We start from the raw sequence: 14,381 nt of genomic DNA on the forward strand, positions 1-14,381 counted from the left end.
GGACGGCTTCGCGAGCTTCTTCTACCACCCCTACTATCCGCTCCAGCCGCTGAAGGACACGATCGACGGCATCAAGGCCCTCGGTTACACCTTCGTCAGCCCCGCGGCGCTGTGAGCGACATCGCCAAGAAGGCGGTCGCCGTGCTCCCCCGAGCAGCCCGCGAGCACCAGCGCGGCGGTCGCGGCCAGAGCCGCGACCGCCTTCTTGGCGATGTCGCTCACAGCGCCGCGGGGCTGACGAAGGTGTAACCGAGGGCCTTGATGCCGTCGATCGTGTCCTTCAGCGGCTGGAGCGGATAGTAGGGGTGGTAGAAGAAGCTCGCGAAGCCGTCCCGGACCGCCAGGTTGGCCCTGGCCGACGCGACGAGGTCCGCGGGGAACCGCGCGGGGTGGTTGTTCTGTGCCACGGGTTCATAGTTCCCGATGTTCTCGGGCAGCACCTTCGTTCCGTACACGTCGTTGACGACGTACGGGAAGAACTGGCCGATGAACCGGTTCGGGTCGGCCGTCCCCCCGGTGAGCGTCCCGGCGAAGTAGAGCGACCGCTCCAGCCGGGCCGGGTAGTTCTGGGCGAAGACGCGGTAGTCGGTGGCGGAGCCCGCGTAGTGCGGGGTCGTCCACAGCTGCGGGCGCGGCAGACCGGCCGCGGCGAAGCCGGCCAGGCCCGAGTTCACCCGGGACTGCGCCCAGGCCGTGGAGTCCTCCGCGACCGGCCCGTCGTAGACGACGTTGTCGGACGCGTCCACGTGCGCCCGGTAGAACTCGAAGTCGTCGCCGGTGACCGCGGTGTACGGGTTGTCGGTGGTGCCGTACTGGTGGGTGTAGCCGTGCTCCATCAGCACGGCGCCGCGCGCCAGCATGTACTTCAGCGCCGACACCAGCTGGGGCCGCTGCGCCAGCGTCACGGTCTGCGGGACGCCGTTGCTGTAGACGCCCTTGGGGTCGGTGTAGACGGGGATGACGTTGATGCCGTACGGGATGTGCTGGCTGTAGAGGTAGTCCGCCATCGCCCGCAGCTGGGCGGGGTCGGAGTCGGGGCTGATGTCCTCCAGGCGGAACATCGCCCGGTGCCGGGCGGCGGTCCCGGGGGCGAGGGCGTCGAACAGCATGTCCTCGTACGCGATCACCCGGTCGCTTTCGGAAACATAGCTGAACGGGATCTCACCGATGTATGTGAGGTTCGCGGACCGGACGGCCCACGGGAAGGTCGCCCCGCTCGCCGAGTCCAGCGCCTCCGCGACCCGGGTGACCGCCGGATACCCGGCTCCGGTGAGGATGTTCGGGCGCAGTACGCCGCCGTCCTGGCCCGCCGGGATCTTCCGGGTCAGGGTCTGTCCGCCGTAGGCCACCTGGCTGACGTTGCCCACCGAGCCGTTCGCGTCCGCGAAGTATGACGTCGTGGGGTCCCAGCCGTACTTCTGGGTGAACTGCGCCGCCCCCACGGCGTTGCCCATGTTCCAGATGTTGTCCCCGACCCAGGTGACCGGTTTCGTACCGGCCAGCACGTCCTGGTAGAACGCGGCCGGCACGGCGTCGGGGATGCCGCCGCCGTAGTAGGTGGAGCCCAGGTAGACCGTCGCGGTGTACTGGCCGAGCAGGCCCGCGGTGTACTGGCGGACGGGCTTGGCGGTGACGCTGCCGAAGTGGCCGCCGAGGTTCGCCGCCGCCATCGCGTACAGCTCACCGAGGTACCCGTAGGGGCCCGCGTCGTCGTAGAGCACCAGCGTCGAGGCGGTGTCCGGCGCGGCGGCCGACAGCAGCTTCCGTACGGTGTCCGTCACCGTGCCCAGGATCGGCCGGAGCGGTGTGCGCGGCGCCGTACGGCGCTGCGCGTCCGCCGCGAGCTGGGCCCTGGCCCACTCCCCCAGCCCGGCCCTGCCCAGGGTGGCGGCCGGGCTCAGCTGCTCGGGCGCCGGCGGCCTGCCGTCCGGCGCGGCGGCGGAGGCCACCACGCCCGTGCCCAGCAGGGCGGCGATCAGCAGCGGGACCAGCGACAGCCTGCGCCGACGGCGCCCGCCGGGCGTTCTTCTCACGGATTTCATGATCCGCTTCCCCCCTCTTCCCCAGAGGATCGGCCGCGCACCGCCCCGGATTTCCCGGGCCGTGAAACCCGGCCGAATTAGGCCCACGATTCTTCTGGCGGACCACAAAGCCTGTCAATAGGCGAAGGATCCCCGGAACGCGTCCGTCCGGCTTCGGTAAAAAACGATCCATGAACTTTTAACTTCACCTCTCACCGGGGTGTCCGGGTCTGCTACGTTCGCCATCTCGCGCAGGGACATGAGACCTGCTGCGCGAACAAATGGGGGGGACCCATGTACGGAAAGCCAGCCTGGGGCACAGTGCTGCCCCTGGCCGGGATGGCGGCTGCGCCCGAGACCGTACCGGGCCTGCCTTTGGCCAAAGCTCTCCAGGCCACGGCGGGTGCCGGCTTCGCTCTCTACTGCCTCACCGCCTTCATCCTCATATCGATCAGAATTCGAATGCGATGGCGGACGAATTCGAAAACAACCTGTGAAGACCAGCCCCATGAGCACCGGGGGCGCACATGATCCTCGAACTGCTCCTCTGGTCCAGCATTTCCATCATCCTGATGGCCGGCTGCTACAACACCGGCCTCTTCGCTCTCTCCAGACGACGCGCACCCCGCCGGAAAGGGCCGCGCAAAGAACGGCTCTATGTATTCCTCCTCGCCTGCCTCAACGAGGAGCAGGTACTCGCCGAAAGTCTTGCGCGCATCACGGGGCTCCCGGCCGGTAATTTCCTGGCGCTCGTCATCGACGACGCCTCCGACGACCGCACCTCCGACATCGCCCGGGCCGCGGGCGACCGGGTCCTGCTCCACCGGCGCGAACTGCCCGACGCCCGGCGCGGCAAGGGTGCCGCGCTCAACGACGGCATACGCTTCCTGACCGCCTCCGGGGCGCTCGACGGGCACCACCCGGACGACGTCATCGTCTGCGTGGTCGACGCGGACGGGCGCCTGGACGGCCATGTCGTGCAGGCCGTCGACCCGTTCTTCGACGACTCCCGCACCGGCGCCGCCCAGATCTGCGTACGGATGTACAACCGCGCCACCGGACTGCTCGCCCGCCTCCAGGACATGGAGTTCGTGGTCTACGGCGATGTGTTCCAGAGCGCGCGCCGCTTCATCGGAAGCGTCGGCATGGGCGGCAACGGGCAGTTCATGCGGCTGTCGGCGCTCCACTCCCTGGGGCCCGGCGGCCCCTGGAGCGACAGCCTCACCGAGGACCTGGACCTCGGCGTACGGCTGATCGCCAAGGGCTGGGGCACCCAGCACTGCACCACGGCCTCGGTCTCCCAGCAGGCCGTGCTCTCCCTGCGACGCCTGGTACGGCAGCGGTCCCGCTGGTTCCAGGGCCACCTCCAGTCGGCCGGCCTCGTCCCGCTCATCCTGCGGGAGGTCCCGACGCGCCCCGCGCTCGACCTGCTCTACCACCTCTCCAGCCCGGTGCTGATCCTGCTCACCTCGCTGCTGCCGCTGTCCTTCCTGGTCGCCCTCGGCGGCACGGTGCTCGCCTCCGTCGAGGCGGGCCGGGCCCTGGTGTCACCGATGTGGCTGCTCGGCCCGTATCTGCTCTCCTTCACCGCGGCGTACGCGTACGGGTTCGTCTACGCCAAGCGGGAGCGGGACCTCGGTCTGGTGCGGTCGGTGCTGGTCGCCCATGTCTTCGTGTTCTACGGCTACATCTGGTTCGCGGCCGGCTGGTGGGGGCTGTGGCGGATGGTGACCGGCAAGCGCACCTGGCTGAAGACGGCCCGCACCTGAGCCACGCCGCGGCGGGGCCGGACCCCGTACGCGCCCGTGCCTTCTCTTCTCCTTCTTCTCTCTCATCCTTCTCTCTCATCGTGCTCGACCTTGTCCTAGGGGGGACCCATGTCCGCGTTCTCATCCGGCGTGCCCGTGCGCGCCATGCTGGTGCTCGGCACCCGGCCCGAAGCGATCAAGCTCGCGCCGCTGGCCCGGGCGCTGGCCGCGGGTACCGAGTTCGAACCGGTCGTCGTCACCACCGGCCAGCACCGCGAGATGCTCCACCAGATGCTGGGGCTGCTGGGCGTCGACGTCCGCTACGCCCTCGACGTCATGCGCAACCGCCAGCAGCTCTCCGATCTGACGTCCCGTCTGGTGGAAGGGCTCGGCCAACTGCTGCGCCGGGAGCGGCCCGACCTCGTCGTGGTCCAGGGCGACACCACCACCGCGCTGGCCGGCGCGCTGGCCGCGTTCTACGAGCGCGTGCCGGTGGCGCACGTGGAGGCGGGGCTGCGCACCGGAGTCCTGGACAACCCCTTCCCCGAGGAGCTCAACCGCAGCCTGATCGGGCGGATCGCGCGCTGGCACTTCGCCCCCACCGAGCGCGCCGCCCGGCATCTGCGGGCGGAGGGCGTCCCCACGGGCCAGATCTTCACCACCGGCAACACCGTCATCGACAACCTCCAGTGGGCGCTCGCCGAGGGGATCGGGAGCTGCGCCTTCCGCACCGCGCGGCGACGCATCCTGGTCACCCTGCACCGGCGGGAGAACCAGGGCCCCCGGATGCGGGCGATGGGGCGGGCGCTGGGCCGGCTCGCCGAGCGGGGCGATGTGGAGATCGTGATCCCGCTGCACAAGAGCCCGGCGGTGCGCGACGCGCTGCTGCCGCTGACCGGACGGGCCGGCATCACCCTGGTCGAGCCGCTGGACTACCCGGACTTCACCGCCACGCTCGCGGGCTGCGACCTCGTCCTGACCGACTCCGGAGGCATCCAGGAGGAGGCGCCGAGCCTGGGCAAGCCGGCCCTGGTGCTGCGGACCACCACCGAGCGGCCGGAGGCGGTGGAGGCGGGCGCGGCCCGGCTCATCGGCACCGACCCGGAGATGATCGTGGGCGCCACGGCGGCGCTCCTGGACGACCCCGAGGCGTACCGGCGGATGGCGACGGCGGGCAACCCCTACGGCGACGGCGGCGCCACCGCCCGGATCGTCGCCCAGCTCGGGGAGGACTTCGCGGCCGAGGTCCCGTGCGCCGCCGAGCCCCTTCTTCCCGTGCCCCCCGCGGGCGGCGGACCGGGGCCATACTCGACGGCATGACGACAGCACCACGTCTGCGGCGCCCGGCCACACCGGCCGGGCGCGGTGGCCGCAGACGCCGGACGACCGCCCTGGTCCTGGCCGCCGCGCTGCTGGCGGCCGGGGCCTTCGGCCTGAGCAGGTGCGTGGCGGACAGGGGCCCGGCGCCGCGCCAGCCGTGGGCCGACGGCACGGCACACGGCCTCTGGCGGTCGGTGTTCAACGGCCACGGCGTCAACACGGGAACCGACGACGCCCTGGAACTGACGCCGAAGGCCGCCACCGGCCCCGGCACCACCCACGCCGGCCTGGTGGTGAGCCGCGCGGTGTACGGGGACGTGGGCTACGAGGCCCGGATGCGCACGGTCGAGCAGTTGCGCACCCCCGCGCCGAACACCTGGGAGGTGGCCTGGCTGGTCTGGGCGTACACCGACCCGGAGCACTTCTACTACATCACCCTCAAGCCCAACGGCTGGGAGCTGGGCAAACGCGATCCCGCCTACCCGGGCGGCCAGCGCTTCCTGGCCACCGGCGAGCGGCCCTTCCCGGTCGGCGCCTGGTACACGGTCCAGGTCCAGCAGCGGGGCGGCCACCTGCGGGTGGCCGTGGACACGGCGGGCCTCGCCGACTTCACCGACACCGAACGCCCTTATCTCCAGGGCGCCCTGGGCGCGTACACGGAGGACGCCCGGGTGGAGTTCCGGGGGCTGCGGGCCGAGGGCGACAAGCGGTGACGCGCCGCGGCGCCCGCCCAGTCGTCCGGTCGGGGACAGTGGGGCGAGCGCCGCGCTGCGGGGGGCCGGGGGTGTCCCCCGGACCGGCGCAGCCCGTACACCGTTGTACGGAACGTTTTGGGGTGGAGGGAATCAGACCGTCAGGGCCCGGTCCGTCGGACGGATCGGGGCGGGCAGTTCGCTCCTCCCCGTAAGGTACCGGTCCACACCACGTGCTGCCGAACGGCCCTCCGCGATCGCCCACACGATCAGGGACTGTCCGCGCCCGGCGTCACCGGCCACGTACACCCCGTCGACGTTGGTCGCGAAGTCCGCGTCGCGGGCGATGTTGCCGCGCTCGTCGAGCTCCAGGCCGAACTGGGCCACCAGCCCGTTGGACTGGTCGGTGCCGGTGAAGCCCATGGCGAGGGTGACGAGCTGGGCGGGGATCTTCCGCTCGGTGCCGGGCTTGGGGGCCGGCCTGCCGTCGATGAACTCGACCTCGGTCAGGTGCAGGAACTGGACGTTGCCGTCCTCGTCGCCCTCGAAGTGGGTGGTGGAGACGGAGTAGACCCGCTCGCCGCCCTCCTCGTGGGCCGAGGTGACCTTGTAGAGCATCGGGAAGGTCGGCCAGGGCTGGTTGGCGTTCCGCTCCTCGCCGGGCCGCGGCATGATCTCCAGCTGGGTGACCGAGGCCGCGCCCTGGCGGTGGGCGGTGCCCACGCAGTCCGCGCCGGTGTCGCCGCCGCCGATCACGACCACGTGCTTGCCCGCGGCGGTCAGCGGGGGCGCCACGAAGTCGCCCTCCTGCACCTTGTTGGCCAGCGGCAGGTACTCCATGGCGAAGTGGATGCCGTTGAGCTCGCGGCCGGGGACCGGCAGGTCGCGGGAGACCGTGGCGCCGGCCGCGATGACCACCGCGTCGTACCGGCGGCGCAGCTTCGCCGCGTCGATGTCACGGCCGATCTCGACCTCGGTGCGGAACTTGGTGCCCTCCGCGCGCATCTGCTCGATGCGGCGGTTGATGTGCACCTTCTCCATCTTGAACTCGGGGATGCCGTAGCGCAGCAGACCGCCGATGCGGTCGGCGCGCTCGTACACCGCCACCGTGTGGCCGGCCCGGGTCAGCTGCTGGGCGGCGGCCAGCCCGGCCGGGCCGGAGCCGATGACCGCGACCGTCTTGCCGGACAGGCGCTCCGGGGGCTGCGGAGTGACGTCGCCGCTGTCCCACGCCTTGTCGATGATGGAGACCTCGACGTTCTTGATGGTGACGGCGGGCTGGTTGATGCCGAGGACACACGCCGACTCGCAGGGGGCGGGGCACAGCCGCCCGGTGAACTCCGGGAAGTTGTTGGTGGCGTGCAGCCGCTCGGACGCGGCCGACCAGTCCTCGCGGTAGGCGTAGTCGTTCCACTCGGGGATCAGGTTCCCCAGCGGGCAGCCGTTGTGGCAGAACGGGATGCCGCAGTCCATGCAGCGCCCGGCCTGCTTGCTGATGATCGGCAGCAGCGAGCCGGGAACGTAGACCTCGTTCCAGTCCTTGACGCGCTCGGCCACGGGGCGGGTCCGCGCGACCTCGCGACCGGTGGTGAGAAAGCCCTTGGGGTCAGCCATTGGTCGCCGCCTCCATCATCTTCTCGGTGGTCTCCTGCTCGGAGAGACCGGCGAGCTCAGCGGCTTCCTTGGCGGCGAGCACTGCCTTGTACGTGGACGGGATGATCTTGCTGAAGCGCTCCGCCGCGGCCGGCCAGTCGGCGAGCAGCTTCTCGGCGACCGTGGAGCCGGTCTCCTCCTGGTGGCGGCGCACGACGTCGTGCAGCCACTGCTTGTCGGCCTCGGTGGGGGCCTCGACCGCCGCCAGGTTGCCGGCGTTGACGTGGTGGGGGTCGAGGTCGATCACGTACGCGACGCCGCCGGACATACCGGCCGCGAAGTTGCGTCCGGTCTCGCCCAGGACCACCGCGTGGCCGCCGGTCATGTACTCGCAGCCGTGGTCGCCCACGCCCTCCGAGACCACCAGGGCGCCGGAGTTGCGGACGCAGAACCGCTCACCGGTACGGCCGCGCAGGAACAGCTCGCCGCCGGTCGCGCCGTACGCGATGGTGTTGCCCGCGATGGTGGAGTACTCGGCGAGGTGGTCGGCGCCCCGGTCCGGGCGGACGATCACCCGGCCGCCGGAGAGGCCCTTGCCGACGTAGTCGTTGGCGTCGCCCTCCAGGCGCAGGGTGATGCCCCGGGGCACGAAGGCGCCGAAGGACTGGCCCGCCGAGCCGGTGAAGGTGATGTCGATGGTGTCGTCGGGCAGGCCCGCGCCGCCGAACTTCCGCGTCACCTCGTGGCCGAGCATGGTGCCGACGGTCCGGTTGATGTTGCGGATCGCGATCTGGGCACGGACCGGCCGGGCGTCCTCGGCGGTGGCGGCGCCCAGCGCGTCGGCGGCGAGCTCGATGAGCTCGTTGTCGAGCGCCTTCTCCAGACCGTGGTCCTGGGCGGTCACCGCGTGGCGCACGGCGCCCTCGGGCAGCTCGGGCACGTGGAAGAGGGCGTCCAGGTCGAGGCCCTGGGTCTTCCAGTGCCGCACCGCGCGGCTGGTGTCCAGCAGCTCGGCGTGGCCGACGGCCTCCTCGATGGTGCGGAAGCCCAGCTCGGCGAGGAGCTCGCGGACCTCCTCGGCGATGAACTCGAAGAAGTTGACGACGAATTCGGGCTTGCCGGAGAAGCGGTCCCGCAGCACCGGGTTCTGGGTGGCGATGCCGACCGGGCAGGTGTCCAGGTGGCAGACGCGCATCATGACGCAGCCGGAGACGACGAGCGGGGCGGTCGCGAAACCGAACTCCTCGGCGCCCAGCAGCGCCGCGATGACGACGTCGCGGCCGGTCTTGAGCTGGCCGTCGGTCTGCACCACGATCCGGTCGCGCAGACCGTTGAGCAGCAGCGTCTGCTGGGTCTCGGCGAGGCCGAGCTCCCAGGGGCCGCCCGCGTGCTTCAGCGAGGTGAGCGGGGAGGCGCCCGTTCCGCCGTCGTGGCCGGAGATGAGGACGACGTCCGCGTGCGCCTTGGAGACACCGGCGGCGACCGTGCCGACACCGACCTCGGACACGAGCTTCACATGGATGCGCGCGGCCGGGTTGGCGTTCTTGAGGTCGTGGATCAGCTGCGCCAGGTCCTCGATGGAGTAGATGTCGTGGTGCGGCGGCGGCGAGATCAGACCGACACCCGGGGTGGAGTGCCGGGTCTTGGCGACCCACGGGTAGACCTTGTGGCCGGGCAGCTGGCCGCCCTCGCCGGGCTTGGCGCCCTGGGCCATCTTGATCTGGATGTCGTCCGCGTTGACCAGGTACTCGCTGGTGACGCCGAAGCGGCCGGAGGCGACCTGCTTGATGGAGGAGCGGCGCGCCGGGTCGTACAGACGGTCCGCGTCCTCGCCGCCCTCACCGGTGTTGGACTTCGCCCCCAGCTGGTTCATGGCGATGGCGAGCGTCTCGTGCGCCTCGCGCGAGATCGAGCCGTACGACATGGCGCCGGTGGAGAAGCGCTTGACGATCTCGGAGACCGGCTCGACCTCCTCGATGGGGATCGAGGGGCGGTCGGAGGAGAAGCCGAAGAGCCCGCGCAGCGTCATCAGGCGCTCGGACTGCTCGTTCACGCGCTCGGTGTACTTCTTGAAGATGTCGTACCGGCGCCCGCGGGTGGCGTGCTGGAGGCGGAAGACCGTCTCCGGGTCGAACAGGTGCGGCTCGCCCTCGCGGCGCCACTGGTACTCGCCGCCGATCTCCAGCGCGCGGTGGGTGGCCGCGATGCCGGAGGCGGGGTAGGCCTTGGCGTGCCGGGCGGCGACCTCCTTGGCGATGACGTCGATCCCGGCGCCGCCGATCTTGCTGGCGGTGCCGCTGAAGTACGTGCCGACGAACTCCTCGGCGAGGCCCACGGCCTCGAAGACCTGGGCGCCCCGGTAGGAGGCGACGGTCGAGATGCCCATCTTGGACATGACCTTCAGGACGCCCTTGCCGAGGGCGTGGATGAGGTTGCGGATGGCCTGCTCGGGCTCCAGGCCGTCGATGAAGGTGCCCGCGCGGACCAGGTCCTCGACGGACTCCATCGCCAGGTACGGGTTGACGGCGGCGGCGCCGTAGCCGATGAGCAGGGCGACGTGGTGCACCTCGCGCACATCACCGGCCTCGACGAGCAGCCCCACCTGGGTGCGCTGCTTGGTACGGATGAGGTGGTGGTGGACGGCCGAGGTGAGCAGCAGCGACGGGATCGGCGCGTGCTCGGCGTCGGAGTGCCGGTCGGACAGGACGATGAGGCGGGCGCCGTCCTCGATGGCGGCGTCGGCCTCGGCCCGGATGGCCTCGATGCGCTCGGCGAGGGCCGCGCCGCCGCCGGAGACGCGGTAGAGGCCGGAGAGCGTGGCGGCCTTCATCCCCGGCATGTCGCCGTCGGCGTTGATGTGTATCAGCTTCGCCAGCTCGTCGTTGTCGATCACCGGGAACGGCAGGGTGACGGAGCGGCAGGACGCGGCGGTCGGGTCGAGCAGATTGCCCTGCGGACCCAGCGAGGAGCGCAGCGAGGTGACGAGCTCCTCGCGGATGGCGTCCAGCGGCGGGTTGGTGACCTGCGCGAACAGCTGGGTGAAGTAGTCGAAGAGGAGCCGGGGGCGCTCCGAGAGGGCCGCGATCGGGGAGTCCGTGCCCATCGAGCCGAGCGGCTCGCCGCCGGTGCGGGCCATCGGCGCGAGGATGACGCGCAGCTCTTCCTCGGTGTAGCCGAAGGTCTGCTGGCGGCGGGTGACCGAGGCGTGCGTGTGCACGATGTGCTCGCGCTCGGGCAGGTCCTCCAGCTCGATCTCGCCGGCTTCCAGCCACTCGGCGTACGGGGCCTCGGCGGCCAGGGCCGCCTTGATCTCGTCGTCCTCGATGATCCGGTGCTCGGCGGTGTCGACGAGGAACATCTTGCCGGGCTGGAGGCGGCCCTTGCGGACGACCTTGGCGGGGTCGATGTCGAGGACGCCGACCTCGGAGGAGAGCACGACCAGACCGTCGTCGGTGACCCAGTAGCGGCCGGGGCGCAGACCGTTGCGGTCCAGGACCGCGCCGACCTGGACGCCGTCGGTGAAGGTGACGCAGGCCGGGCCGTCCCAGGGCTCCATCATCGTGGCGTGGTACTGGTAGAAGGCGCGCCGGGCCGGGTCCATCGAGGCGTGGTTCTCCCACGCCTCGGGAACCATCATCAGCACCGAGTGCGGCAGCGAACGCCCGCCGAGGTGGAGGAGTTCGAGCACCTCGTCGAAGGAGGCGGAGTCGGAGGCGTCCGGCGTGCAGACCGGGAAGATCCGCGCCAGGTCCTTGCCGTCGCCGCCGAACACCTCGGTGACGAGCTGCGACTCGCGGGCCACCATCCAGTTGCGGTTGCCCTTGACCGTGTTGATCTCGCCGTTGTGGGCGACGAAGCGGTACGGGTGCGCGAGCGGCCAGGAGGGGAAGGTGTTCGTCGAGAAGCGCGAGTGGACCAGCGCGACGGCGGTGGCGAACCGGCGGTCGGAGAGGTCCGGGAAGAACGGCTCCAGCTGCCCGGTGGTGAGCATGCCCTTGTAGACGATCGTCCGGGCGGAGAGCGAGGGGAAGTACACCCCGGCCTCGCGCTCGGCGCGCTTGCGCAGGACGAAGGCCTTGCGGTCGAGGGCGATGCCGGTGCTGGCGCCGTCGGCGACGAAGAGCTGGCGGAAGGCGGGCATGGTGGCGCGGGCGCCGTTGCCGAGCAGCTCGGGGGTGACGGGCACCTCGCGCCAGCCGAGGACGTCCAGGCCCTCCTCGGCGGCGATGGCCTCGATCCGCGCCACGGCGGCGGCGCTGTCATCGAGGGGCAGGAAGGCGATACCGACGGCGTACGCACCGGCCTCGGGCAGCTCGAAGGGGGCGGCCTCGCGCAGGAACGCGTCCGGGACCTGGAGCAGGATGCCGGCGCCGTCGCCGGAGTCCGGCTCGGAGCCGGTGGCACCCCGGTGTTCGAGATTGCGCAGTACGGTCAGCGCCTGCTCGACCAGCTCATGGCTGGCCTCCCCGGTGAGGGTGGCCACGAACCCGACCCCGCAGGCGTCGTGTTCGTTACGGGGGTCGTACATCCCCTGCGGGGCGGGTCGACCGTCCATGGGCGACCAGGCGTCGGAACGCATCGGCTCTCCCGTCGTCGTCGTGGCATGTTGAGTGCCGAGGGACGACGTTGGCCCTCTGCGAAATTTCGTGCAGGTTACATGATGGGTTGGATCTCGGGAACCGGATAGTCCATTCCAACATGCGGACACTCGACGGCGATCGCCGTGCCGTCCGGGGCAGGCTTCATTGCCTGCGGCGGCGGAGTGTGTACGGCCTATGCCCGTCCACGGAAGCCACGAAACCGTGGAGTAACGATTACTTATGTGGCGCCCTGCATACTCCCGCATCCTACGGGCCCCGGGGCCTTCCCGAGCAGGACGTAGGTCACATGGTGGCCCGCGAACCGTCCGCGCGCACGGCGAAGGCCCGCCCGGACGGGGAGACGTCCGGACGGGCCTTGCGGGCGGCGGGAGGGCGGCGGCCGAAAACCGGGCGGCCGGTCAGCCGACGGCCGTGCCGAAGAACGAGCCGAGGCCGAAGGTGAGGGCCGCCGCCGCGCCGCCGAGCGCGAGCTGACGCACCCCGCTGAACCACCACGAGCGCGCGGTGACCTTGGCGACCACGGCGCCGCAGGCGAAGAGGCCGACCAGCGCGAGCAGCACGGCGGGCCACATGACGCTCGCCCCGAGCAGATACGGCAGTACGGGCAGGATCGCGCCCAGCGCGAACGAACCGAAGGACGAGACGGCGGCGACGAGCGGCGAGGGCAGGTCGTCCGGGTCGATGCCGAGCTCCTCGCGGGCGTGGATCTCCAGCGCCTGCTCGGGGTCGCGGGAGAGCTGCATGGCGACCTCGCGGGCGAGCGCGGGCTCGACGCCGCGCGACACGTACAGCTCGGCCAGCTCCTCCATCTCGTCCACCGGGTGCTTGCGCAACTGCTGGCGCTCCACGTCGAGTTCGGCCTCGACGAGCTCGCGCTGCGAGGCGACCGAGGTGTACTCGCCGGCCGCCATGGAGAACGCCCCGGCCGCCAGCCCCGCGAGGCCGGTGACGATGATGGTGTGCTGCGAGACGGCGCCGCCCGCGACACCGGTCATCAGGGCCAGGTTGGAGACGAGCCCGTCCATCGCGCCGAAGACCGCCGGACGCAGCCAGCCGCCGTTCACGTCCCGGTGGGTGTGGTTGTCCCGGTGCGCCTCGTGCAGCGTGGCGTGGGTGTCGATGACGGACACAGCTCTCCCCTTGCGTTGCGGCGGCGGACCGTGCGTCCGCTCCCCTCGTCGCCTCTTCGGTGTCGAAATTACGCGCGATGTAAGTCCCGCGCTAGCAAGGCAGGCCGTACTTACCCAGGTCAGAGCCCCGTTTCGCTCATTCGTGGCCGCACATGCACACATGTGGCCATTGGTGTGACGGATGGACTCCCGGGTCGTTCCGTGTGGCAGAGATCAAGCGAAGGATCAGGCGACGCGAAAGGCCCTCCCATGGAGTTGATCGCCAGCGGCCCGGGAACAGCCGAGGCCATCCGCGAGCGAGCCAGGGGCGCGCTGCTGGGCCTCGCGGTCGGAGACGCGCTCGGGGCCCCCGCCGAGAACCTCAAACCCTCGGAGATCCGGCGCCGCTGGGGCCGGATCGAGGGGTTCGTCCGCGAGGACCCGGCGGGCACGGACGACACGGAGTACGCGATCTTCTCCGGGCTGCTGCTCGCCCGGCACGGATCGGCGCTCACCGTCACCCACGTCGAACACGCCTGGCACCACTGGATCGCCGACCGCGACGAAGGCCCCTTCCGCGGCGCGGGCTTCAGCGAGCGGGGCACCCTGGAGAACCTGCGCCGGGGCCTGGCCGCCCCCATCTCCGCCCAGCACCGCCACGCCTGGAGCGACGGACTCGCCATGCGGGCGGCCCCCTTCGGCGTCTTCGCCGCGGGCGCGCCGAGGGAGGCCGCGCGGCTGGTGGCGATCGACGGCTGCGTCAGCCACGAGGGCGAGGGGATCTACGGCGGCCAGGCGGTCGCGGCGGGTGTCGCGGCGGCGATGGCGGGGGCGGGCCTCACCTCCGTCATCGCCGCGGCCCTGTCGGTGATCCCGATGGACTCCTGGACCGCGCGCTCGCTGCGCCGCGCGGTGGCCGTGGCCCACCAGGGCGAGCGCGCGGTCCGCTCGGCGGTGGTGATCGGCGGCTACCCCTGGACGGACCTGGCCCCCGAGGCGGTCGCCCTCGCCTTCGGCGCCTTCGCCACGGCCCGGGGCGACTTCACGGCCTCGGTCCTCACCGCCGTGAACATGGGCCGCGACGCGGACACCACAGCGGCGGTGGCGGGCGCCCTGGCCGGCGCGTACGGCGGCGCCGCCTCGATCCCCACCGCCTGGTCCAGCCGGATCGGCCCGGTCCGCGGCAGCTGCCTCCCGGAGATGCGCGGCCACCACGTCCTGGACATCGCGGACCTGCTGACACCGGACCCGGAGGAGGAGAGCGCGTGATGGACACCTACCGGGACGAGGAGGGCTC

8 protein-coding genes are annotated in these 14,381 nt (G+C 71.3%); 4 read left to right on the plus strand and 4 right to left on the minus strand.

The features are described 5' to 3' along the window. Window positions 1–218: 218 nt before the first annotated feature. The gene (locus tag ACJA3G_RS13735; protein WP_406553233.1) at window positions 219–2,033 is read right to left on the minus strand and encodes a DUF2334 domain-containing protein; all 1,815 of its coding nucleotides are present in this window, start codon (window positions 2,031–2,033) and stop codon (window positions 219–221) included. 515 nt (window positions 2,034–2,548) lie between these two features. Here ACJA3G_RS13735 and ACJA3G_RS13740 point away from each other — a divergent pair. The 3 genes from ACJA3G_RS13740 (at window position 2,549) to ACJA3G_RS13750 (ending at window position 5,802) form a co-directional block, all read left to right on the plus strand. After that, the gene (locus ACJA3G_RS13740) at window positions 2,549–3,790 is read left to right on the plus strand and encodes a glycosyltransferase family 2 protein (RefSeq protein WP_406553234.1); all 1,242 of its coding nucleotides are present in this window, start codon (window positions 2,549–2,551) and stop codon (window positions 3,788–3,790) included. Window positions 3,791–3,898: 108 nt separating this feature from the next. Then, on the plus strand, window positions 3,899–5,089 hold the full coding sequence (gene wecB, locus ACJA3G_RS13745) for a non-hydrolyzing UDP-N-acetylglucosamine 2-epimerase (protein WP_406553235.1): 1,191 nt from the start codon (window positions 3,899–3,901) through the stop codon (window positions 5,087–5,089). Next, on the plus strand, window positions 5,086–5,802 hold the full coding sequence (locus tag ACJA3G_RS13750) for a calcium-binding protein (RefSeq protein ID WP_406553236.1): 717 nt from the start codon (window positions 5,086–5,088) through the stop codon (window positions 5,800–5,802). Before wecB ends, ACJA3G_RS13750 begins: the two co-directional genes overlap by 4 nt. Before the next feature lie 132 nt (window positions 5,803–5,934). Here ACJA3G_RS13750 and ACJA3G_RS13755 read toward each other — a convergent pair whose 3' ends face one another. The 3 genes from ACJA3G_RS13755 to ACJA3G_RS13765 all read right to left on the minus strand — a co-directional run bounded on the left by ACJA3G_RS13755 (window position 5,935) and on the right by ACJA3G_RS13765 (window position 13,105). Beyond that, window positions 5,935–7,395 (minus strand): glutamate synthase subunit beta, encoded by a 1,461-nt coding sequence (locus ACJA3G_RS13755; RefSeq protein WP_406553237.1) that lies wholly within the window; start codon window positions 7,393–7,395, stop codon window positions 5,935–5,937. Beyond that, complete coding sequence (gltB, locus tag ACJA3G_RS13760; protein ID WP_406553238.1) at window positions 7,388–11,953, minus strand: glutamate synthase large subunit; 4,566 nt, start codon at window positions 11,951–11,953, stop codon at window positions 7,388–7,390. Before gltB ends, ACJA3G_RS13755 begins: the two co-directional genes overlap by 8 nt. Window positions 11,954–12,373: 420 nt before the next feature. Next, window positions 12,374–13,105, minus strand: a complete 732-nt coding sequence (locus ACJA3G_RS13765; protein ID WP_406553239.1) for a VIT1/CCC1 transporter family protein — start codon at window positions 13,103–13,105, stop codon at window positions 12,374–12,376. 249 nt (window positions 13,106–13,354) lie between these two features. On the opposite strand from ACJA3G_RS13765, the gene ACJA3G_RS13770 reads away from it, so the two are divergent. Continuing rightward, window positions 13,355–14,353, plus strand: a complete 999-nt coding sequence (locus tag ACJA3G_RS13770) for an ADP-ribosylglycohydrolase family protein (protein ID WP_406553240.1) — start codon at window positions 13,355–13,357, stop codon at window positions 14,351–14,353. Window positions 14,354–14,381: the final 28 nt, after the last annotated feature.

Source organism: Streptomyces sp. YS-3, from assembly GCF_045257485.1.
GTDB lineage: Bacteria > Actinomycetota > Actinomycetes > Streptomycetales > Streptomycetaceae > Streptomyces.